We start from the raw sequence: 20,513 nt of genomic DNA, 5'->3' as shown, positions 1-20,513 counted from the left end.
GCTATGTTGTCGCGCCGCTTACATCGATTGAGCCGTTTTCGCCGCAATAAACGACGCCTGCGCGAGCGACTGCGTCAGCGAGTTTTCTTTAAAGAGGATAAGGTGGCTCCGGAAACGATGGACAAACCCAGGATAGTGGTGCTGACCGGCGCAGGGATTTCGGCTGAGTCGGGAATTAAAACCTTCCGCGCGGCCGACGGCCTGTGGGAAGAACATCGGGTGGAAGACGTGGCGACGCCGGAGGGCTTTGCCCGCGATCCGGCGCTGGTGCAGGCGTTTTACAACGCCCGCCGCCGCCAGCTGCAGGGGCCGGATATCGCCCCTAACGCGGCGCATCTGGCGCTGGCGCGGCTGGAAGAGGCGCTGGGCGATCGTTTTGTGCTGGTGACGCAAAACATCGACAACCTGCACGAGCGCGCCGGCAACCGCCGGGTGATCCATATGCACGGCGAGCTGCTGAAGGTGCGCTGCGCGTGGAGCGGGCAGGTGCTGGAGTGGACCGGGGACGTCACCGTGGACGACAAGTGCCACTGCTGTCAGTTCCCGGCGCCGCTGCGCCCGCACGTGGTGTGGTTTGGCGAGATGCCGCTGGGAATGGACGATATTTATAGCGCGCTGGCCGATGCCGATATTTTCATTGCTATCGGCACTTCCGGGCACGTCTATCCGGCGGCGGGCTTCGTTCATGAGGCCCGCCTGCAGGGGGCGCATACCGTTGAGCTCAACCTTGAGCCGAGCCAGGTGGGCAGCGAGTTTGCCGAGAAGCACTATGGCCTGGCAAGCCTGGTGGTGCCGGAGTTTATCGACCAGCTATTAAAAGATCTCTGATCGATCGGCGAGCGTTTCGAAGCCGCAGGGCGCCAGCGCTCTGCGGCGTATTTCCATACGCGATCCCGGCATTATCGTCTGAGGTTGTGGAATTGATGCGGTGATGTGACAGGGAAAACGGTATTGCATGCTTTTTTATGACATCTTCCTACATTCTTGTAACGGAAAGGGAGTGTTAGCGTGCACCCGGAGTATTTTGACTACCTGATCCTCGGCGATGAACATCACGGCGAAATCTACAGCGGGGTTAAAACCCAGCGTCTTGCCGTTCGTTCGAAATATCCGCTGACGCAACATGCACACTCTTCGACCGAAGAGGCCCCGGGCGCTCAACCGCGGATGGTGAATTACAACGTTCATGAGTATCCGGCGCAGGACGGCCGCTTCTATATGGTGGCGACAAACTATCCGCTGAGCGATTTTGACGTCGAAGATGCGCTGATTAAATCGCGGGCGCACCCCGTTCGCGCCTGATCTCTGGCCGCGAAACCGAATCCGGAAATTTGCATATCCCATAAGGCGCCCGTATTGGCGCTTTTTTTTGCCCGAAAAGCGCGCCGACGCCGCGGAGAACCTGCCATGCACCCATCGATGATGTATCAGGATTTAACCACCGGAACGTTAATCAATCACGCGGGGCGCTATCATGCCGATAGCGAAATCGTCTCCGTGAGCACGGGCGGGGAGACGGAGTACAGCAGCTGGGGGGCGGTGGCGGCTAACGCGCGCCGTCTGGCGTCCGCCGTCGAACGGCTGGGTATCCCCGCCGGCGCCCGCTGCGCCACCCTGGCGTGGAATAATCGCCGTCATCTGGAGATCTACTTTGCTATCGGTTCGGGAGGTTGGGTCACCCATACCCTCAATCCGCGGCTGTCGATCGAGCACCTGACGTTTATTATCAATGACGCCGCCGATCAGGTGCTGTTTTTTGACGCCACCTTTCTACCGCTGCTGCGCCAGCTGCGGCCCCATCTGCCCAGCGTGCGCTACTTTGTCCTGATGGAACCCCGCAGCGAAGAGGCGCTCAGCGAGCTCGATGCGCTGCTGTTTTATGATGAGCTGCTGGCCTCAGGCGATCCCGGCTACGACTGGCCGGCGCTGAGCGAAACCACCCCCGCGTCGCTGTGTTACACCTCGGGCACCACCGGGCAACCCAAAGGGGTGCTCAACACCCATCGTTCGCTGGTGCTGCACGCGCTGAGCGGCAATCAGCCCGACGCCGCCGGCATCTCGGCGCGCGACTCCCTGCTGCCGGTGGTGCCGATGTTTCACGTCAACGCCTGGGGTACGCCCTTTATCGCTGCGATGGTTGGGGCGCGGCTGGTGCTGCCGGGGCCGCATCTCGACGGCGAGAGCCTGCTGCGGCTGCTGAGCGTCGAACGGGTCAGCGTGGCCTTTGGCGTGCCGGTGATTTGGGCCGGGCTGCTGGCGGCGCTGCGCAAATCGGATATCCGCCTGCCCTGTTTTAAACGCTCGTTCGTCGGCGGCTCAGCCCTGCCTCCCTCGATGGCGGAGGCGTTTCGCCGCGACTACGGTATCGAGCTGATCCACGCCTGGGGGATGACCGAAACGTCGCCCATCGGCACCATCAATATGCCACTGGGCAAGCATCAGGCGCTGACGGATGAGCAGCGGCAGCGGGTGGCCGAGGGGCAGGGAAGGGCCATTTTTGGCATCGACCTGCGGGTGGTGGACGTCGACGGAGAGCCGCTGCCCAGCGATGGCGAAAGCCGGGGCTATCTGCAGGTGCGCGGCCACTGGGTGGTGGCCAACTACTTTGGCCGCAGCGAAACGGCGCTCACCGACGACGGCTGGTTTGATACCGGCGATATCGGCACCGTCGATGAGAACGGCTATCTGACGATTCAGGATCGGGCCAAAGATATTATCAAGTCCGGCGGGGAGTGGATCTCAACGGTGGAGCTGGAAAATATAGCGCTTGCCCACCCGGCGATTCGCAGCGCGGCGGCGATTGCCGCGCAGCATCCGCGCTGGGACGAGCGCCCGGTGCTGCTGTGCGTCAGGGCGGAAGGGGCTGAAATCGAAGAGCAGGCGCTGCTGGCGTGGTACCAGCAGCGGGTGCCGAAATGGCAGGTTCCGGACCGCATCGTGTTCATCGATGCTCTGCCGGTGAGCGCCACCGGCAAGGTCCTGAAGAATCAGCTGCGGGCTGAATTCGGCCAGATACTGATGGACGATCGGCGGGATTAACGGCCGGCCTTGAGCTTCTGATAATACTCTTCGTACAGGGTACTGGCGCTGCCGACATCGTTCTGCCATTCGCCTTTCTGGATCGTTCCCGCGTCCGGGTAGAGCGATTTATCGTTGGCAACGCTCGGGCTCAGCATCCGGCGCGCGGCGAGGTTCGGCGTCGGATAGCCGATGGTTTCGGCGACCTGTTTGGCGACATCCGGGCGCAGGAGGAAGTTAATCAGCTTCAGCGCGCCGTCGACGTTTTTGGCGTTGGACGGAATCGACAGGCTATCCATCCAGAAGATCCCGCCCTCTTTCGGCCACACCACCTCCAGCGGCGTCCCGGCCTGGCGAGCGACGAACGCCGAGCCGTTCCATACCATGCCGAGATTCACTTCCCCTTCCATATAGGGGTTCGCCGGGTTATCCGAGTTGAATGCCGCGACGTTTGGCATCAGCTTTTTCAGCTCGTCGTACGCGGCGGCAATCTCTTTAGGGTCGGTGGTGTTGCCGGAGTAGCCCAGCTTGCGCAGCGCAATCTGGAACACTTCCCTGGCATCGTCGGTCAGCAGCAGGCTGCCTTTATATTCCGGCTTCCACAGGTCGGCCCAGCTGGTCACGGTTTTCGGGTCGATGGCGTCGCCGTTGACGCCGATGGCCGTGGCGCCCCAGATGTAGGGAATGGAGTAGTCGTTGTCCGGGTCGAACGGCTTGTTCAGCATCTGCGGATCGAGGTTGCTGAAGTTAGTCAGCTTGCTCTTATCGATCTTCTGCAGCATACCCTCTTTGCGCATTTTATCGACGAAATAGGTCGACGGCACCACCAGGTCGTAGGCGCCGTCCTTGTAGGTTTTGAGCTTGGCGTACATGGTTTCATTCGATTCATAGGTCGAATAGATAACCTTGATCCCGGTCTCTTTGGTGAACTGCTCCAGCAGGCCCGGCGGTACGTACTCGGTCCAGTTATAGAAATAGAGCGTTTTGCTATCGTCCGCGTGCGCGGCGCTCATCCCGACTGCCAGAGCACCCGCCGCGAGCAGGTGGCGTGACCATTTTTTCATTTTAACGTCCCCTGAGTTTTATCACGTGCAATCAACTGGCTGGCGATAACCATCACCAGCGACAGAACTAACAGAATCGTTGCCAGGGCGTTCACCTCCGGCGATACCCCCACTTTGACCATCGAGTAGATCTTCAGCGGCAGGATTTCGTAACCGGGACCGGTCACGAACGACGAGACCACCACATCATCCATCGACAGCGTAAAGCTCAACAGCCACCCGGCGGCAACCGCCGGCAGCGCCAGCGGCAGAATAATCTTGCGCAAAATGGTCAGCTCGCTGGCGCCAAGATCCTTCGCCGCCTCCAGCATTCGCACGTCGAATCCCTTGAGGCGCGAATAGACCGTGACCACCACGAAGGGCAGGCAGAAGGTGATATGCGAGAACAGCAGCGACCAGAAGCCGAGCTGGATGCCAATCAGCATAAACAGCACCAGCAGAGAGATCGCCATCACGATATCCGGCGACATCATCACCACAAACAGCATTCCGCTGACGAACGGCTTGCCGCGAAAGCGGTAGCGGTAGAGCGCGACGGCGGTCAGCGAACCGATCAGGGTGGCAAAGGTCGCCGACAGCACCGCCATGGTGAGCGAGTGCTGCGCGGCCTGCAGCAGACTGTCGTTGTTCATCAGCAGGCCATACCAGCTGGTGGTAAATCCCTGCCAGCTGATGCCGAAACGCGAACTGTTAAACGAGTTAACGATCAGAATAATAATGGGAATGTAGAGATAGGCGTAAATGGCGGTCATAAAGCCGCCGCGCAGCAGTCGACCGATCATTCCAGCTCCGCCTTGTTGTTAAGCAGCCTTGCCGCGCGCCAGTAAATCAGCAGCATCAGGCCCATCACGAGGGTTAACGTAATGCTGGTGGCGGCGCCAAACGGCCAGTCGCGAATATTGAGGAACTGGCTCTTAATGACGTTGCCGATCAGCAGGTTCTTCGCGCCGCCCATCAGGTCGGAGACGTAGAACAGCCCCATCGCCGGCAGCATCACCAGCAGGCAGCCGGCGATAATCCCCGGCATGGTCAGCGGGATGATAATGCGGATAAAGGTTTGCAGCCGGCTGGCGCCGAGATCTTTTGCCGCCTCCAGCAGCGGGCGGTCCAGCTTCTCAATGCTCGAGTAGAGCGGCATCACCATAAACGGCAGCAGAATGTAGACCAGGCCGATAATCACCGCCGACGGGGTGTACATGATGCGCAGAGGCGTCTCAATAACCCCCAGCCACAGCAGAAACTCGTTGAGGTAGCCTCGGGTGCTGAGAAAGATTTTCAGCCCGTAGATGCGGATCAGCGAGTTGGTCCAGAACGGGACGATCAGCAAAAACAGCAGCAGCGGGCGGACCTTCTCCGGCAGCCGGGCGAGAAACCAGGCAAAGGGGTAGCCGAGCGCCAGGCAGGCGAGCGTCGCCAGCAGCGCCATATTCAGCGAGTGCAGCAGCACCGCGTAATAGAGCGGGTCCAGCAGGCGCGCATAGTTATCCAGCGTAAAGACCAATTTGACGAAGTTCGCGTCGTCGCGGGTCAAAAAGCTGGTGGCGATAATCATCAGGTTGGGCAGGAACACGAACAGCACCAGCCAGCCGACGATGGTGGCAATCACCACGTTTTGGAATTTACTGGTGTTCTTCATCAGCCAGTACAACCTCCCAGCTCTCTACCCAGTTGATGGCCATTTTCTGGTCAAGCGGGTGGTCAAAATCGGGATCGTCCTCGTTAAAGAATTCGCTGACCAGCACCATTTTGCCGTTTTCCAGCTCGACCACCGATTCGAGGGTCATGCCTTTGTAATTGCGCTCGCGGATGTAACCGATCAGGCCGTCGGCTTCGCTGGCGTCGTGAACCTCATCGACGCGCAGGTCCTCCGGGCGCAGCATGACGTTCAGCGACTGCCCCTGCTCAACGGTGAAGTTAACGTAAATATTGCATTCGCGTCCCTCAACGCGGGCGCGGACGCGCTGTTCGTCGAGGCGCTCGATCACCGTGGCGTTAAAGATATTGATCTCGCCGATAAAGCTGGCCACGAACAGGTTCTTCGGCTCTTCGTAAATTTCGCGCGGGGTGCCGTCCTGCTCGATTTTGCCGTCGCGCATCACCACGATGCGATCGGACATCGTCAGCGCCTCTTCCTGATCGTGGGTGACGAAAACGAAGGTGATGCCGAGCTTGCGCTGCAGCGCTTTGAGCTCGTTCTGCATCTGCTTGCGCAGCTTATAGTCCAGCGCGGAGAGGGATTCGTCGAGCAGCAGCAGGCGCGGCTTGTTGACCACCGCTCTGGCGATGGCCACGCGCTGCTGCTGGCCGCCGGAGAGCTGGTGCGGCCTGCGCTGGGCAAACTCCTCCAGCTGCACCATGCGCAGGGCGTCGAGGACGCGCGGCGCTATCTGCGCCGCCGGCGTTTTCTGCATCCGCAGGCCGAAGGCGACGTTTTCAAACACCGTCATATGCGGGAACAGGGCGTAGCTTTGAAAGACGGTATTGACGTGGCGGTTTTCCGCCGGAACGTGGGTGATATCGTGGTCTTCGAGATGAATGTGTCCGCTATCGACATTTTCCAGCCCGGCAATAAGACGAAGAACGGTGGTTTTACCGCAGCCAGAAGGGCCAAGCAGAGTGAGAAACTCACCGTTATTGATGGTCAGATTCAGATCGGCGATAACCGTTTTACCATCAAAGCTTTTGCCAATTCCCGCCAGCTGAACCAGCGGCGAACGTGAACGCGGTTGTATATTCAATTTTTGACTCTGTCCCATGTAGACGCAGCGGAGGGCTTACCGATGCGGGGTTTGTGGTTAACCACCTTTGGGGCTGCACATAATTAATAAGGGCAAGCATTCTACGGCAAACGCTACCGATCGCCAATCCTTGTCGCCCGCAGAGAGCTTACCTTTACAACATTACGCGCGTTAATGTATTAAATTCCTCTTTGCCGGGCTAAAAATGACCTGACGCAATATTTGTCTTTTCGGGCTTATGAATAATGTTGTCACAAATGATGAGGGTGGCCACATGGATAAATTGCTTGAGCGTTTTTTACAGTACGTTTCTTTAGACACGCAGTCGAAGCCCGGCGTGCGCCAGGTTCCGAGCACGGAAGGGCAGTGGAAGTTGTTGCGCCTGCTGCAGGCGCAGCTGGAAGAAATGGGGCTGGTTAACGTGACGCTAAGTGATAAAGGGACGGTGATGGGGACCCTGGCCGCCAACGCGGCGGGCGATATTCCCCCCGTTGGCTTTATCTCCCACGTCGATACGGCGCCTGATTTCAGCGGCAAGCACGTCAGTCCGCAAATTGTCGAAAACTATCGCGGCGGCGATATTGCCCTTGGCATCGGCGACGAGGTGCTCTCGCCGGTGATGTTCCCGGTGCTGCATCAGCTGCTGGGGCAAACGCTGATCACCACCGATGGCAAAACGCTGCTCGGCGCCGACGATAAGGCCGGCATCGCCGAGATTATGACCGCCCTGGCGACGCTGAAGGCGAAAAACGTTCCCCACGGCGATATCCGCGTGGCCTTTACCCCCGACGAAGAGGTGGGGAAAGGGGCGAAGCACTTCGACGTTGCCGCCTTCGACGCGCGCTGGGCCTATACCGTGGACGGCGGCGGCGTCGGCGAGCTGGAGTTTGAAAACTTCAACGCCGCCTCGGTGACCATTAAAATCGTCGGCAATAACGTTCACCCCGGCACCGCCAAAGGGGTGATGGTTAACGCCCTGTCGCTGGCGGCAAGAATTCATGCCGAGGTCCCGGCCGACGAGGCGCCGGAAACCACCGAAGGCTATGAAGGCTTTTACCATCTGTCGAACATCAAAGGCACCGTCGATCGCGCCGAGATGCACTACATTATCCGCGACTTTGACCGCAAGCAGTTTGAGGCCCGCAAGCGCAGGATGATGGAGATCGCCAAAAAGGTCGGCAAAGGGCTGCACCCGGACTGCTATATCGAGCTGGTGATTGAAGACAGCTACTACAATATGCATGAAAAAGTGATGGCGCATCCGCACGTCGTGGAGATCGCCCGTCAGGCGATGGTCGATTGCCATATCGAACCGCAAATGAAGCCGATTCGCGGCGGCACCGACGGGGCGCAGCTCTCTTTTATGGGCTTACCCTGCCCGAACCTGTTTACCGGCGGCTATAACTACCACGGCAAACACGAGTTCGTGACGCTGGAAGGAATGGAGAAGGCGGTACAGGTTATCGTGCGGATAGCCGAGCTGACGGCAAAGCGGGGCGCGCAGTAGCGCCGCGCTGAATCGGGCTACCGGCGACGACCCCGTAGCCCGGCCCGCAGGCCGGGAACGCTGGTCTAGTCTTCGAAGAACCAGTAGCCGCTGTTAACCAGCGCCGCCAGCATTGCGAGGAACGACGGATCCTCCAGCGCATCGCCGAAGTGCTCCGCGCTGAGCGCCAGATGCATTGCCAGCGCGTCCAGCGCCGGGCGATGCGGGGAGTTAATCTTCTCGCCGTTAACGAACACCTCGCCGTCAATGCGCACCACGCGCAGCCCGCCGAGCCTGACCAGCCTGTCGCCCTGCTGCAGCGCATCGTAAACCTCATCCGGCTGATACGGCGGCTCCGCGGGGGCCACGTCCAGCTCGTGACGGGACTGGGTAATAAACTCGCCAAACCACTGTTTGAAGTGCTCAGGCTGATTAATCAGGCCCAGCATCATCTCGCGCAGGCGGTCCAGCTCGGCCGGTAAAATATCCGCCGGATGGTCGCGCGACGGCACGTCGGGATCGGCGTAGCGCTGGCTGCCGAGCTCGCGCTGCAGGATATAGTCGGCAAAACCGCTGAACAGCTCGCGGGCGTTCGGCGCGCGGTAGCCCACGGAGTAGTTCAGCGAGTTTTCCAGCGAATAGCCTTCGTGCGGGAATCCCGGCGGAATATAGAGAATATCGCCCGGTTCCATCTCTTCATCGATAATCGCCTCGAACGGGTCAACCTGCAGCAGATCCGGATGCGGGCAGTGCTGTTTCATCGGCACCTTCTCGCCCACGCGCCAGCGGCGGCGGCCGGTTCCCTGAATAATAAATACGTCGTACTGATCGAGATGCGGGCCGACGCCGCCGCCGGGCACCGAGAAGGAGATCATCAGATCGTCGATACGCCAGTCCGGCAGGGCGCGGAACGGGTGCATCAGCGCCGCCGTCGGCTCGTGCCAGTTGTTGACCGCCTGCACCAGCAGCGACCAGTTGTTCTCGCTCAGGTGATCGTAGCTTTCGAACGGGCCGTGGCTGACCTGCCATTTTCCGTCCTGGTGGCTGACCAGGCGGCTATCGACTTCGTTTTCCATCGCCAGTCCGGCCAGCTCATCCGGGCTAATGGGATCGACGAAATTGGCAAAGCCCCGTTTTAATACCACCGGGCGTTTTTGCCAGTAGCGTTCGATAAAGTCAGGCCAGTTAAGCGTTAATTGATAATCCATTTTTATATTCCACAGCAGGTGTCTGTTTGGGATTATACACGCCATCCCTCAAACTGCCTCTTTGTTGGCAGCGTTTGTTTGTCTGGTCACAGAGATCCGCGACGCCCGCCGGAGGCAGGCGTCGCTGGGGGAGAGGGGGCGGTTAGTCTTCCGCCTCGTCGGGCAGCTGGCGGCCGAAAATCACCTCCATACAGGTGCCGCCGAGCAGGCTGTCGCCAGTAAGAATATTGCCATCGTACTGCTCGACGATATCGCGGGCGACGGCGAGGCCGACGCCCTGGCCGGGACGCAGCGTATCGGCGCGCTGTCCGCGATCGAACACCGCGCTTCGTTGGCCGTGCGGGATCCCCGGTCCGTCGTCCTCCACCAGAATATGCAGGTAGCTATCGTTGGTCTGACGGACGGAGACTTCAACAAACTCCAGACAGTATTTACAGGCATTATCCAGCACGTTGCCCATCACCTCCATAAAGTCGTTCTGTTCGCCGACAAAGCTAATTTCGGGCGAGATATCGAGGGTGATGTTGACCCCTTTGCGCTGATAGACCTTATTCAGCGCTGAGGTGAGGCTGTCGAGCAGCGGGGCGATGGGATGCAGCTCGCGGCTGAGTAGAGTTCCGCCGCTGCGCATGCTGGCGCGGTGCAGGTAGTAGCCAATCTGCTGCGAGATGCGGCTGATCTGTTCCAGCATCACCGGCTCCGCGGCGTTGACGTCGATCTTTTCGCTACGCAGCGAGCGCAGGGTGCTCTGCATTACCGCCAGCGGCGTTTTCAGGCTGTGGGTCAGATCGGTCAGCGTCGTGCGGTATTTGTCGTAGCGCTCGCGCTCGCTTTTCAGCAGGCGGTTCAGGTTGCTGACCAGCCGCGTCAGCTCGCGGGTGGTATTGGGATCGAGCATTTCGCGATGGTGCTCTTCCAGCTCGCGGACCTCTTTGGCCAGCGATTCGATCGGCCGCAGGCTCCACCACGCGGCGACCCACAGCAGCGGAATGACCAGCAGCAGGTTGGCGACCAGCACGTAGATAAACCAGCTCCACACCATATAGGAGCGTTTGAGCTCCACTGGGATGGTGTCGACCACCACGATGCTCAGCTGCGGAATTTTGTCGGTTGCCGGGTAGATGTTGATGGCCACCGAGTGGGTCATCTCGGAGCCGTCGTCCTGCTGGCGCAGGGCGTCCAGCTCCTCCTGTACCTCATGATTATTGCGCAGCAGCTTGCTGGTGCTGTCGACGTCGGATTCGATTTCGTGAAAGCCGTTGCTCTTCAGCCACTCCGGCTGGATGCGTTTTGCCAGCCACGGGACGTCGTGCTGGGTCCACAGCAGCTTGCCGCTGGCGTCGTAGATTAGCGTGACCGTCGGGCTCTGCATATTGAGGTTTTCGGGGATATCAACATCGATGCGGTTGTTTTCCCACTTCGCCAGCATATAGAACAAATTGCTTTCGCCGCGCAGCAGGCGGAAGGTGGTTTTGTCGAAGCTGACGCTATAGCCGACCAGCGCGACCATGCCGTAGGCCAGCGAGAGCACCAGCACCACGGCCGCCGTCGCCAGCAGAAAGCGGACGCGCAGGGAAAGCGGCAAAATATGCCGTAGCGGACCTTTCATCCGCGCAGTTCGAACAGATAGCCCTGGCCGCGCACCGTGGTAATCACGTCGTGCGGGTGCTGAGCCTGGATTTTTTTGCGCAGACGGCCCATCAGCACGTCGATGGTGTGGCTTTCGCGCAGCTCGGCGTCGGGATAGAGCTGCAGCATCAGCGAATCTTTGCTGACCACCTTGCCGCGGTTGCGGATCAGCGTTTCCATAATGGTGTATTCAAAGGCCGTTAGCTTAATCGGCCGATCGTTGACCGACAGCTCGCGGCGCGACAGGTCGACCTGGAAAGGCGGCAGGGATATAACCTGCGAGGCGAGGCCGCTGTTGCGGCGCAGCAGGGCCTGCATGCGGGCGGCGACCTCTTCGATATGGAAGGGCTTGGTGACGTAGTCGTCCGCCCCGGCGCTCAGCACCTCGACCTTATCCTGCCAGCCTTCGCGGGCGGTGAGCACCAGCACCGGTACCGACACCTCGTGGCTGCGCCAGCGGCGGATCAGCGACAGGCCGTCTTCATCCGGCAGGCCGAGATCGACAATGGCGATATCCGGCATGTGTTCACCGAGATAGTAATCGGCCTCTTTTGCATCCTCCGCCGCATCGACCTGGTGGCCTAACTCCTGGAGCTGAACCTTCAGGTGATGGCGCAGTAAAGCGTTATCTTCAACCACGAGTACGCGCATGCCGCTTCTCCATATTCATTATTTGATTTGGATAGTTTAGCTCTAATTATACACCTTGAATATAAACGGCTGTTAAATAACGAATTTCAATTGATTTTCGCGTGTTTTTGCGCGGCACCGACCGGGCAGGTGCGCTATTTCAGCAGCAGGTCATTGATAAACTGGCGGAATATTGAAAAGCGCGCCGCCCTGGCTGGTGGGGAAACCGGCCGCGTGGGAAAGTGGGCCGACGCGGTTACGGGTAGTGAACCAGCGCCGCGGGCGTTTAGACGGTCGGGATGGTGCCGCCGTCAATCACGTACTCGGCGCCGGTGATGGCGCTGGCGCGGTCGGAGGCCAGAAAAGCGATCAGATTGGCTATTTCATCTGGCCGGCACGGCCGGCCGAGCGGAATGCCGCCGAGGGCGTCCATAATGATCTTTTGTCCGCCGGCGTAGTCCGTCCCCGCCTGCGCCGCCAGCCGGTTGGCTAAGCCGACGGCGGCCTCGGTTTCAATCCAGCCGGGGGAGACGCTAAGCACGCGCACGCCCGCCGGGGAAACCTCTTTGGATAGGCTTTTGCTGTACACCGACAGCGCGGCTTTGGCGGCGGCATAGGCGGTGGTCGCTTCCGGCAGCGGTAGCGTCCGCTGAATGGATGAGACGTGGATAATTACCCCGGATCTTCTTTCGACCATTGCCGGCAGCAGCAGTCGATCCAGGCGCACCGCCGGAAAGAGATTAAGCGCCAGCTCCCGCTGCCACTGCGCGTCGTCCAGGGCGGTAAACCCGCCCGCCGGGGCGGAAGAACCGCCGAGCATATGCACGATAATATCGATGCCCCCCAGTTGCTCTTGTACGCGCTTTGCCAGCAGGGCGCAGCCCGCCTCCTCGCTTAGATCGGCGCTGACAAAGAGCGCCTCAGAGGACCGGGTGGGCGGATGGCGAGCGCAGGTTATCACCCGCGCGCCGAGCTGGCTGAACAGCGCGACGGTGGCGGCGCCCGCGCCTTTAGTACCGGAGGTGATCAGAACTCGTTTTCCGCTGAAGGTCAGAAAATCAGCCATTATTTAATCTCCAGCCGGGCGATGTGCGCATCCGCCAGCTGAAAGCGATAATCGAGCACCACCGGGCTGCCGGGGAAATTACCGCTCACTTTAGCGCGCACCGTCACTATATCGTCCCGGGTCAGGGCTTCGAAAGGCTCGGCAATAAACTGATACTGCGCTCTTGCCGCGATCCTCCATGCCCGAATGGCCTGTCGCCCGCTGTAGGTATGACCCTCATCGCGAACGACGGCGTCGGTGGTGAACGCTTCGGCAATCGCATCCGCATCCCGGGCGGTGAAAAAAATCTGTATGGCTGCTGGCATATCCATCGGTAAACTCCCGTAATTAAATGACCCGCTTACTGTAAGAACTCTTTATAATTTAAACAATTGGGCCCAACCGGGATGCCACAATGAAGGAATCGGGACAATGTCGCGTATTGCGCTTACTGATTTAGATGCCGTTATGGCGATAGCCCGCCGCGGAACGTTTCGCGCGGCGGCCGTTGAGCTCGGGGTGTCGACCACCGCGCTGAGCCACGCCGTGGCCAAATTTGAGGCCAGCCTCGGCGTGCGGCTATTTAATCGCACCTCGCGCAGCGTGGCGTTGACCGACGCCGGGCAGCTGTTTATCGCGCGGATGGGGCCGTCGCTGCAGGGCGTTCACGACGCGCTGACAGAGGTTCGCTCGCGGCGGGAGACCCCGTCGGGCGTGCTGCGGATAAACGCGCCGCCGTTTGCCGGGCGCGCGATTCTGACGCCGCTGGTGCTGGAGTTTCTGCGGCGCTATCCGGAGATGCACGTCGATCTGGTGACCGAGGGGCGGCTGATTGATATCGTCGCCGAGGGGTTTGATATCGGCGTTCGCGTCGCGCATCTGGTTCCCAATGATATGATCGCGCTCTCCCTCGGCCAGCCGCAGCGCTATGCGGTGGTCGCCTCGCCGGGCTATCTGGCGAACCATGAGGCGCCGCGCGAGCCGGCGGATCTGCAAAATCATCCCTGCATTCGCGTGCGGCTACCCGACGGCTCTCTCTATCGCTGGCATCTGGAAAAGCAGGGGGAGGTCGTGCATCCGCAGATCGAGGGCCCGCTGACCCTGGACGAGGCTTCGCTGGCCCGCGCGGCGGTGCTTGAAAACGTCGGGATCGGTTTTTTTCTTGAGCAGAACGTTGCCGAGGATATTGCCGCCGGGCGGCTGGTGCGGCTGCTATCGGACTGGACGCCGCCGTTTCCGGGGCTGTGTCTTTACTATCCAGGAAGGCGTAATCCCTCCGCCGGGCTGGCCGCTTTTCTGGCGCTGTCGCGCGAGGTGGCAAAACCCTCTTCCCCTGCGGGAAGAGGGTAGCGGAGCTTACTTCAGCTCATCAACCATGGTGGCCGCGCGGCCGATGTAGTTGGCCGGCGTCATGGCCTTGAGGCGCACTTTTTCGTCTTCCGGCAGCGGCAGGCCGTCGATGAACTGCTGCATGCCTTCGGCGTCCACGCGCTTGCCGCGGGTCAGCTCTTTCAGCTTCTCGTACGGCTTTTCGATTCCGTAGCGGCGCATCACGGTCTGAATCGGCTCGGCCAGCACTTCCCAGTTGTGATCCAGCTCGTCGAGCAGGCGATCGCCGTTGAGCTCCAGCTTGCCGACGCCTTTCAGGGTCGACTGGTAGGCGATCAGGGAGTAGCCGATACCGACGCCGAGGTTGCGCAGGACGGTGGAGTCGGTCAGATCGCGCTGCCAGCGGGAGACCGGCAGCTTGCTTGCCAGGTGCTGCATCATGGCGTTAGCCAGGCCCAGGTTGCCTTCGGAGTTTTCGAAGTCGATAGGGTTCACTTTATGCGGCATGGTGGAAGAGCCGATTTCGCCGGCGACGGTTTTCTGTTTGAAGTGGTTGAGCGCAATGTAGCCCCACACGTCGCGATCGAAATCGATCAGGATGGTGTTGAAGCGCGCCATGCAGTCGAACAGCTCGGCGATATAGTCGTGCGGCTCAATTTGCGTGGTGTACGGGTTCCACTGAATACCCAGCGAGGTGACAAACTCTTCGCTGAACTGGTGCCAGTCAACTTCCGGATAGGCGACGATGTGGGCATTGTAGTTGCCGACCGCGCCGTTAATTTTGCCGAGGATCTCGACCTGGTTCAGCTGGCGATACTGACGCTCCATGCGGTACGCGACGTTAGCCATCTCTTTCCCCATAGTGGACGGCGTTGCCGGCTGGCCGTGTGTGCGGGAGAGCAGCGGCACGTCGCGGTACTGGGTGGCGAGGTTTTTGATCGCGTCAATCATCTGGCGCCAGTAGGGCAGGATCACTTCGTCGCGGGCGGTTTTCAGCATCAGCGCGTGGGACAGGTTGTTGATGTCCTCGGAGGTGCAGGCGAAGTGAATGAATTCGGAAACCGCGTGCAGCTCGGCAACGTCGGCCACTTTTTCCTTGAGGAAATACTCAACCGCCTTCACGTCGTGGTTGGTGGTGCGCTCGATGGTTTTAATACGCTGGGCATCTTCGACGCTGAAATCGGCAACGATTTTATCAAGGAAACCGATTGCGTCAGCAGCAAAAGCAGGAACTTCCTTGATCGCTGCGTGCGCGGCTAATTTCTGCAGCCAGCGTACTTCTACCTGAACACGGAACTTCAGCAGACCGAATTCGCTGAAGATACCGCGCAGCGCGCTGACTTTATCGCCGTAGCGTCCATCGACAGGGGAAACGGCGGTCAGTGAGGATAATTCCATAGATCATAACTCCGGGGTTAAATGAGCAAGAATTTGTTTTGCCTGGTTAACCAGACGATTACGAGAAAACATGAGCTGCAGACGTCCGCCGCCTACCTGGTGCCACAGCACGGCGGCGCGAATGCCGGCCAGCAGCGAGGCGCGAACCTTCGCCTGCACCTGTGGGCTCTGCAGCACGGCGGGAGAGCCGGTGACCTGAATGCGCGGCCCCAGCGGGCTGATAACGTCAACATAGATGCCCGCCATGGCGCTAAGCAGGGTTTCGGACTGCAGATCGAAATGTTCCAGCTGGCGATGCAGGCCGGCGATGCGGTTGCCGAGGGTATCCATGGCGCCTTTGCCTGCCGCAAGCTTACGTTCAAGCACCATCATGCTGAGCGTGTAGCGGGTCAGCTCGGCGTTCAGCCCCTGGCGGTTGCCGGTATTCAGAACGCCGAGCAGGGTTTCAAGCCCTAGGCGAAGATTGGCTTCACTGCTACCGAACACCGCCAGCGTTGAATCCGGGTTGCGGTCGATGATGCTGTTCAGCGAGACGTGCAGGGCATCGCTATCGCAATGCCCTTGGTGCGCCAGCTGCTGAACCAGACGGGCTGCCTGGCAAACGCCAGCCAGCGCCAGCGTGATGTCATAGTAATTCTTCGCCACACCTACTCCTTGTAAGCCGCCGCTGGCCAATTCAGCCGTCGGCGGTAAAAACGCTCTGTCAGGCCTGCAGCGGCAGGCGCTGTTCGATAATGCCGCCGCCGAGGCACACTTCGCCGCTGTAGAACACCGCCGACTGGCCCGGCGTCACCGCCGCAACCGGCTCGTCAAAGATGACTTCGATGCGCTCGTCGTCCAGCGCCTTCACGGTGCAGGGGATATCGGTCTGGCGATAGCGGGTTTTCACCGTACAGCGCAGGGTGCCTTTCAGCGGCTGGCGATCGACCCAGTGCAACTGCTGGGCAATCAGCCCCACCGACATCAGGCGCGGATGGTCGTGACCCTGGGCCACCACCAGAATATTTTTTTCGACGTCTTTATCGACGACGTACCACGGATCTTCGCTACCCTCTTTGGTGCCGCCGATGCCAAGGCCCTTACGCTGGCCGAGGGTATGGTACATCAGCCCCTGATGCTCGCCGATCTCCTCGCCGTCGACGGTGAGGATTTTACCCGGCTGGGCGGGCAGGTAGCGGCCAAGGAATTCGCGGAACTTGCGTTCGCCGATAAAGCAGATGCCGGTAGAGTCTTTTTTCTTCGCGGTGACGAGGTCCAGCTCTTCGGCGATTTTGCGCACCTGCGGCTTTTCCAGCTCGCCAACCGGGAACAGGCTCTGGGCAATCTGCTCGTGGCCGAGGGTATAGAGGAAGTAGCTCTGATCTTTGTTGCCGTCGAGCCCGCGCAGCAGCTGGCTTTTGCCGTTCACGTCGGCGCGGCGCACGTAGTGGCCGGTGGCGATATAGTCGGCGCCAAGATCTTCCGCCGCGAACTCGAGGAAGGCTTTAAATTTGATCTCTTTATTGCACAGAATATCCGGGTTCGGCGTGCGTCCGGCTTTATATTCAGCCAGGAACAGCTCAAACACGTTGTCCCAGTATTCGGCGGCAAAGTTTACGGTGTGAAGCTCAATGCTGAGCTTATCGCAGACGGCCTGAGCGTCGGCGAGATCGGCAGCGGCCGTGCAGTATTCCTCACCATCGTCTTCTTCCCAGTTCTTCATGAACAGGCCTTCGACCTTGTAGCCTTGCTGGATCAGCAGCCAGGCGGAAACCGAGGAGTCGACGCCGCCGGACATGCCGACGATCACTTTTTTTGGATTTTCTGACATTGGAATACTCACCACATTGAACTTCAAGGCGGCATATTCTAGCACGCAGTCGCGCCTCAGGCACCCCCTCTTGCGCGCCGCTGCACGGGCCGGACTTATCGCCGGAGGGCTAGCTGTGAGATCCGGGAGCGCTGGCCCCCGTTTTGCCTGTTAAAACGGCCAGTTAAAGGCCCCGATCAGCGACAGCGGGTGGCGCTGATCGCGCTGATAGCTGTGGATACTTTCCGCTACCAGCTGCGAGCGCAGGTTGGGCGCATTGAGAATTTCCTCGGCGCTTAGCCACAGGCAGCGGTCGATGTCGCTATCGTGCGGCTCGGTAGCGCACGTATCGTCAAGCTCAATGGCGAACAGAAAGCGCAGAAACGGCGTACGGTCCGGGGCAATCCACTGATGCAGGCGGATAAAGTGCTGCACAGTGGCGCGGATCCCGGTCTCTTCCCACAGTTCGCGCTCTGCGGCCTGCACCAGGGTTTCATCTGCTTCAAGATGACCGGCCGGCTGGTTCCACAGCGCTTTGCCGTTGATCGTCTCCTCAACGACCAGAAATTTGCCTTTTGCGTGTACCACGCAGGCGACGGTGACGTGCGGCTTGAACATAGGCATCCTTATTAAAGCGGCTTATTGATGCTGGCGTACATCTCATCCAGCTGTTTCAAACGCTGGTCGTAGGCTTGCGTCAGGCAGGAGAGGTTTCCGCCGCACTGCTGGCGTTTTTTGAGCCAGCTCTGCTGCGCGTCCTGAATGGCGCCGCGTCCGCCCATGGCGAACAGTCCTTTCAGAAACTGGTATTTAGTGGCCATTTCGACATCTTTATCGTTTAGCGAGAGATGGGCGCAAATGGCCTTTTCATCCGCCGCCCTGGCCTGCTGGCAATCAAAGCTCGCCGCGCCGGCGGCGAAGGGGCTAAGCAGGATGAGGGCAAGGATCGGTCGCTTCATGGTTTGTTCTCCTGGGGGATCTCCCGCCACTGGCCGTTGTTCAGGCCGTCGAGAGTATAGTCGCCCATGGCGTAGCGAATCAGGCGCAGCGTGGGGTAGCCCACGTGCGCGGTCATGCGCCGTACCTGACGGTTGCGGCCCTCGTAGAGGGTGATTTTCAGCCAGCGGGTGGGGATCGCCTTGCGTTCGCGGATCGGGGGATTGCGCGCCCATAGCCAGTCGGGTTCCGCCACCGTTTCAACTCCGGCGGGCAGGGTGGGGCCGTCGTTAAGAGTGACACCGTCACGCAGCGCGGCCAGCGCCTCTGGCGTCGGTTCGCCTTCAACCTGGACGTAGTAAATTTTGCCGGTGCGTTTGCCCGGCTGGGTGAGCCGCGCCTGCAGTGCGCCGTCGTTAGTTAACACCAGCAGCCCTTCGCTATCGCGATCAAGGCGACCCGCTGCGTAGACATCTGCGTGCGGAATAAAATCTTTTAGCGTGCTGCGCCCGGCTTCGTCGGTAAACTGCGGCAACACATCGTAGGGTTTATTAAACAAGATCACGCGGGTTGGTTGGCGTTCTTTGCGTTGTCTGGTGACTTGTTGTGAGCTGAATCGCTCAACGCGATGTTTTCTAAATGAAGTTTTCTGCATGGTATTTTCAGGCCCCGTCAATTGCCGCATTATAGCCTAATTACGAATGCCTTTCATGGACGCAAACATTCAGGTAGTATTGACATGCTCATCACAATTTTTTAACAAAAATATTGCTCAAACTGATTCGCGCTACTAGAAGGCGGCACGGACGCGAATCTCCGCTTAGCGGGATCACCCGGTAGCGGAGTGGGCGGATAAAGCCAACGCTCGGTTAGTGTGAAAAGGAAGAGCAGAACCAGAAGCGCTCGAAGGAGAGGTTAATGGAAAGCAAAGTAGTAGTTCCGGCGGAAGGTCAAAAAATCACCCTGAAAGATGGCAAGCTGAACGTCCCTAATAACCCGATTATCCCGTTTATCGAGGGTGATGGTATCGGTGTTGACGTGACCCCGGCGATGCTGAAAGTGGTGGATGCCGCCGTTGAGAAAGCCTATAAAGGCGAGCGTAAAATTTCCTGGATGGAAGTTTACACCGGCGAAAAATCGACCCAGGTTTATGGCCAGGACGTCTGGCTGCCTGCCGAAACTCTTGATCTGATTCGTGACTATCGTGTTGCTATCAAAGGCCCTCTGACGACGCCAGTTGGCGGCGGTATTCGTTCTCTGAACGTTGCCCTGCGCCAGGAGCTGGACCTGTACGTCTGCCTGCGCCCGGTACGCTACTACCAGGGTACGCCGAGCCCGGTTAAACATCCTGAACTGACCGATATGGTTATCTTCCGTGAAAACTCAGAAGATATCTATGCGGGCATCGAATGGAAAGCGGACTCCGCTGAAGCCGAAAAAGTCATCAAATTCCTGCGCGATGAGATGGGCGTGAAGAAAATTCGCTTCCCGGAACATTGCGGCATCGGCATCAAGCCGTGCTCCGAAGAAGGTACCAAACGCCTGGTGCGCGCGGCTATCGAATATGTCATCACCAATGACCGTGATTCGCTGACCCTGGTGCACAAAGGCAACATCATGAAGTTCACCGAAGGCGCCTTTAAAGACTGGGGCTACGAGCTGATTCGCGAAGAATTCGGCGGTGAACTGATTGACGGCGGCCCGTGGCAGAAGGTTAAAAACCCGAACACCGGGAAAGAGATCATCATCAAAGACGTGATCGCTGACGCCTTCCTGCAGCAGATCCTGCTGCGTCCGGCCGAGTATGACGTTATTGCCTGTATGAACCTGAACGGCGACTACATCTCTGACGCCCTGGCGGCGCAGGTTGGCGGTATCGGTATTGCACCGGGCGCGAACATCGGCGACGAGTGCGCGCTGTTTGAAGCGACCCACGGTACTGCGCCGAAATACGCAGGTCAGGACAAAGTGAACCCGGGTTCCATTATCCTGTCCGCTGAGATGATGCTGCGCCACCTGCAGTGGTTCGAAGCCGCAGACCTGATCGTTAAAGGCACCGAAGGCGCTATCGCCGCTAAGACCGTGACCTATGACTTTGAGCGTCTGATGGAAGGCGCTAAACTGCTGAAATGTAGCGAGTTTGGCGACGCGATCATCGCGAACATGTAATCCAGTCTCTGGGTTAGACAAAACGGGAGCCATTGAGCTCCCGTTTTTTATGATTAGCTTTCGCATGGATATCT

21 protein-coding genes are annotated in these 20,513 nt (G+C 59.3%); 6 read left to right on the top strand and 15 right to left on the bottom strand.

Annotated elements, in window-relative coordinates; all coding sequences use genetic code 11:
* Nucleotides 1–3: 3 nt before the first annotated feature.
* The 3 genes from cobB (at nucleotide 4) to AC1M2H_RS16720 (ending at nucleotide 3,039) form a co-directional block, all read left to right on the top strand.
* Nucleotides 4–828: a Sir2 family NAD+-dependent deacetylase gene (gene cobB, locus AC1M2H_RS16730; protein WP_480148214.1), complete on the top strand. Its 825-nt coding sequence runs from the start codon at nucleotides 4–6 to the stop codon at nucleotides 826–828.
* Between the two features lie 180 nt (nucleotides 829–1,008).
* Complete coding sequence (locus tag AC1M2H_RS16725) at nucleotides 1,009–1,302, top strand: hypothetical protein (protein WP_480148213.1); 294 nt, start codon at nucleotides 1,009–1,011, stop codon at nucleotides 1,300–1,302.
* Nucleotides 1,303–1,407: 105 nt separating this feature from the next.
* Nucleotides 1,408–3,039, top strand: coding sequence for a long-chain fatty acid--CoA ligase (locus AC1M2H_RS16720; RefSeq protein WP_480148212.1), 1,632 nt, complete (start codon nucleotides 1,408–1,410; stop codon nucleotides 3,037–3,039).
* Here the strand turns inward: AC1M2H_RS16720 and potD are convergent.
* From potD to potA, 4 genes are read right to left on the bottom strand one after another with little or no spacing between them, the layout of a single operon-like run.
* Entirely contained in the window at nucleotides 3,036–4,082 is a 1,047-nt protein-coding gene (gene potD / locus AC1M2H_RS16715; RefSeq protein ID WP_480148211.1) for a spermidine/putrescine ABC transporter substrate-binding protein PotD, read from the bottom strand. The two genes, AC1M2H_RS16720 and potD, sit on opposite strands and share 4 nt — an antisense overlap.
* Entirely contained in the window at nucleotides 4,079–4,864 is a 786-nt protein-coding gene (gene potC / locus AC1M2H_RS16710; RefSeq protein ID WP_480148209.1) for a spermidine/putrescine ABC transporter permease PotC, read from the bottom strand. The genes potD and potC overlap by 4 nt, the downstream gene beginning before the upstream one ends.
* Nucleotides 4,861–5,718, bottom strand: coding sequence for a spermidine/putrescine ABC transporter permease PotB (gene potB / locus AC1M2H_RS16705; protein ID WP_480148207.1), 858 nt, complete (start codon nucleotides 5,716–5,718; stop codon nucleotides 4,861–4,863). The genes potC and potB overlap by 4 nt, the downstream gene beginning before the upstream one ends.
* A complete protein-coding gene (potA, locus tag AC1M2H_RS16700; RefSeq protein ID WP_480148206.1) occupies nucleotides 5,702–6,838 on the bottom strand; it encodes a spermidine/putrescine ABC transporter ATP-binding protein PotA in 1,137 nt (378 codons plus the stop codon). The genes potB and potA overlap by 17 nt, the downstream gene beginning before the upstream one ends.
* 256 nt (nucleotides 6,839–7,094) lie before the next feature.
* Here potA and pepT point away from each other — a divergent pair, with 256 nt between their 5' ends.
* Nucleotides 7,095–8,327 carry a peptidase T gene (gene pepT / locus AC1M2H_RS16695; RefSeq protein ID WP_480148205.1) on the top strand — a complete coding sequence of 411 codons (1,233 nt, stop codon included), beginning with the start codon at nucleotides 7,095–7,097 and terminating at the stop codon, nucleotides 8,325–8,327.
* 65 nt (nucleotides 8,328–8,392) lie between these two features.
* On the opposite strand, the gene AC1M2H_RS16690 is transcribed toward pepT, so the two are convergent.
* The 5 genes from AC1M2H_RS16690 to AC1M2H_RS16670 form a co-directional block, all read right to left on the bottom strand.
* The gene (locus AC1M2H_RS16690) at nucleotides 8,393–9,514 is read right to left on the bottom strand and encodes a ribosomal protein uL16 3-hydroxylase (protein WP_480148204.1); all 1,122 of its coding nucleotides are present in this window, start codon (nucleotides 9,512–9,514) and stop codon (nucleotides 8,393–8,395) included.
* Nucleotides 9,515–9,656: 142 nt separating this feature from the next.
* Nucleotides 9,657–11,123, bottom strand: a complete 1,467-nt coding sequence (gene phoQ / locus AC1M2H_RS16685; protein ID WP_480148203.1) for a two-component system sensor histidine kinase PhoQ — start codon at nucleotides 11,121–11,123, stop codon at nucleotides 9,657–9,659.
* The gene (gene phoP / locus AC1M2H_RS16680) at nucleotides 11,120–11,794 is read right to left on the bottom strand and encodes a two-component system response regulator PhoP (RefSeq protein ID WP_480148201.1); all 675 of its coding nucleotides are present in this window, start codon (nucleotides 11,792–11,794) and stop codon (nucleotides 11,120–11,122) included. Before phoP ends, phoQ begins: the two co-directional genes overlap by 4 nt.
* A 265-nt stretch (nucleotides 11,795–12,059) precedes the next feature.
* Nucleotides 12,060–12,839 carry an SDR family oxidoreductase gene (locus AC1M2H_RS16675; RefSeq protein WP_480148200.1) on the bottom strand — a complete coding sequence of 260 codons (780 nt, stop codon included), beginning with the start codon at nucleotides 12,837–12,839 and terminating at the stop codon, nucleotides 12,060–12,062.
* Nucleotides 12,839–13,150, bottom strand: coding sequence for a nuclear transport factor 2 family protein (locus AC1M2H_RS16670; protein WP_480148199.1), 312 nt, complete (start codon nucleotides 13,148–13,150; stop codon nucleotides 12,839–12,841). Before AC1M2H_RS16670 ends, AC1M2H_RS16675 begins: the two co-directional genes overlap by 1 nt.
* A 100-nt stretch (nucleotides 13,151–13,250) precedes the next feature.
* On the opposite strand from AC1M2H_RS16670, the gene AC1M2H_RS16665 reads away from it, so the two are divergent.
* Nucleotides 13,251–14,168, top strand: coding sequence for a LysR family transcriptional regulator (locus tag AC1M2H_RS16665; RefSeq protein ID WP_480148198.1), 918 nt, complete (start codon nucleotides 13,251–13,253; stop codon nucleotides 14,166–14,168).
* A 6-nt stretch (nucleotides 14,169–14,174) separates the two neighbouring features.
* Here AC1M2H_RS16665 and purB read toward each other — a convergent pair whose 3' ends face one another.
* The 6 genes from purB to rluE all read right to left on the bottom strand — a co-directional run bounded on the left by purB (nucleotide 14,175) and on the right by rluE (nucleotide 18,955).
* Entirely contained in the window at nucleotides 14,175–15,545 is a 1,371-nt protein-coding gene (purB, locus tag AC1M2H_RS16660; protein WP_480148197.1) for an adenylosuccinate lyase, read from the bottom strand.
* Between the two features lie 3 nt (nucleotides 15,546–15,548).
* Nucleotides 15,549–16,190, bottom strand: coding sequence for a high frequency lysogenization protein HflD (gene hflD, locus AC1M2H_RS16655; protein ID WP_426815080.1), 642 nt, complete (start codon nucleotides 16,188–16,190; stop codon nucleotides 15,549–15,551).
* A 58-nt stretch (nucleotides 16,191–16,248) separates the two neighbouring features.
* The gene (gene mnmA / locus AC1M2H_RS16650) at nucleotides 16,249–17,355 is read right to left on the bottom strand and encodes a tRNA 2-thiouridine(34) synthase MnmA (RefSeq protein ID WP_480148196.1); all 1,107 of its coding nucleotides are present in this window, start codon (nucleotides 17,353–17,355) and stop codon (nucleotides 16,249–16,251) included.
* A 150-nt stretch (nucleotides 17,356–17,505) separates the two neighbouring features.
* Nucleotides 17,506–17,952 carry an NUDIX domain-containing protein gene (locus AC1M2H_RS16645; protein WP_480148195.1) on the bottom strand — a complete coding sequence of 149 codons (447 nt, stop codon included), beginning with the start codon at nucleotides 17,950–17,952 and terminating at the stop codon, nucleotides 17,506–17,508.
* An 11-nt stretch (nucleotides 17,953–17,963) separates the two neighbouring features.
* A complete protein-coding gene (locus AC1M2H_RS16640; protein WP_480148194.1) occupies nucleotides 17,964–18,293 on the bottom strand; it encodes a lysozyme inhibitor LprI family protein in 330 nt (109 codons plus the stop codon).
* Entirely contained in the window at nucleotides 18,290–18,955 is a 666-nt protein-coding gene (gene rluE, locus AC1M2H_RS16635; protein ID WP_480148192.1) for a 23S rRNA pseudouridine(2457) synthase RluE, read from the bottom strand. The genes AC1M2H_RS16640 and rluE overlap by 4 nt, the downstream gene beginning before the upstream one ends.
* Before the next feature lie 233 nt (nucleotides 18,956–19,188).
* Between rluE and icd the strand changes: the two genes are divergently transcribed.
* Nucleotides 19,189–20,439 (top strand): NADP-dependent isocitrate dehydrogenase, encoded by a 1,251-nt coding sequence (gene icd / locus AC1M2H_RS16630; protein ID WP_045854884.1) that lies wholly within the window; start codon nucleotides 19,189–19,191, stop codon nucleotides 20,437–20,439.
* Nucleotides 20,440–20,513: the final 74 nt, after the last annotated feature.

It is taken from the genome of Klebsiella sp. F11 (assembly GCF_056712265.1).
This window is presented reverse-complemented; position numbering and strand designations above follow the sequence as displayed.

Coding starts and splice junctions, on each gene's coding strand:
- cobB (WP_480148214.1), top strand. CDS start 4: ATGTTGTCGCGCCGCTTACATCGATTGAGCCGTTTTCGCCGCAATAAA.
- AC1M2H_RS16720 (WP_480148212.1), top strand. CDS start 1,408: ATGCACCCATCGATGATGTATCAGGATTTAACCACCGGAACGTTAATC.
- potD (WP_480148211.1), bottom strand. CDS start 4,082: ATGAAAAAATGGTCACGCCACCTGCTCGCGGCGGGTGCTCTGGCAGTC.
- potC (WP_480148209.1), bottom strand. CDS start 4,864: ATGATCGGTCGACTGCTGCGCGGCGGCTTTATGACCGCCATTTACGCC.
- potB (WP_480148207.1), bottom strand. CDS start 5,718: ATGAAGAACACCAGTAAATTCCAAAACGTGGTGATTGCCACCATCGTC.
- potA (WP_480148206.1), bottom strand. CDS start 6,838: ATGGGACAGAGTCAAAAATTGAATATACAACCGCGTTCACGTTCGCCG.
- pepT (WP_480148205.1), top strand. CDS start 7,095: ATGGATAAATTGCTTGAGCGTTTTTTACAGTACGTTTCTTTAGACACG.
- AC1M2H_RS16690 (WP_480148204.1), bottom strand. CDS start 9,514: ATGGATTATCAATTAACGCTTAACTGGCCTGACTTTATCGAACGCTAC.
- phoQ (WP_480148203.1), bottom strand. CDS start 11,123: ATGAAAGGTCCGCTACGGCATATTTTGCCGCTTTCCCTGCGCGTCCGC.
- phoP (WP_480148201.1), bottom strand. CDS start 11,794: ATGCGCGTACTCGTGGTTGAAGATAACGCTTTACTGCGCCATCACCTG.
- AC1M2H_RS16675 (WP_480148200.1), bottom strand. CDS start 12,839: ATGGCTGATTTTCTGACCTTCAGCGGAAAACGAGTTCTGATCACCTCC.
- AC1M2H_RS16670 (WP_480148199.1), bottom strand. CDS start 13,150: ATGGATATGCCAGCAGCCATACAGATTTTTTTCACCGCCCGGGATGCG.
- AC1M2H_RS16665 (WP_480148198.1), top strand. CDS start 13,251: ATGTCGCGTATTGCGCTTACTGATTTAGATGCCGTTATGGCGATAGCC.
- purB (WP_480148197.1), bottom strand. CDS start 15,545: ATGGAATTATCCTCACTGACCGCCGTTTCCCCTGTCGATGGACGCTAC.
- mnmA (WP_480148196.1), bottom strand. CDS start 17,355: ATGTCAGAAAATCCAAAAAAAGTGATCGTCGGCATGTCCGGCGGCGTC.
- AC1M2H_RS16645 (WP_480148195.1), bottom strand. CDS start 17,952: ATGTTCAAGCCGCACGTCACCGTCGCCTGCGTGGTACACGCAAAAGGC.
- AC1M2H_RS16640 (WP_480148194.1), bottom strand. CDS start 18,293: ATGAAGCGACCGATCCTTGCCCTCATCCTGCTTAGCCCCTTCGCCGCC.
- rluE (WP_480148192.1), bottom strand. CDS start 18,955: ATGCGGCAATTGACGGGGCCTGAAAATACCATGCAGAAAACTTCATTT.
- icd (WP_045854884.1), top strand. CDS start 19,189: ATGGAAAGCAAAGTAGTAGTTCCGGCGGAAGGTCAAAAAATCACCCTG.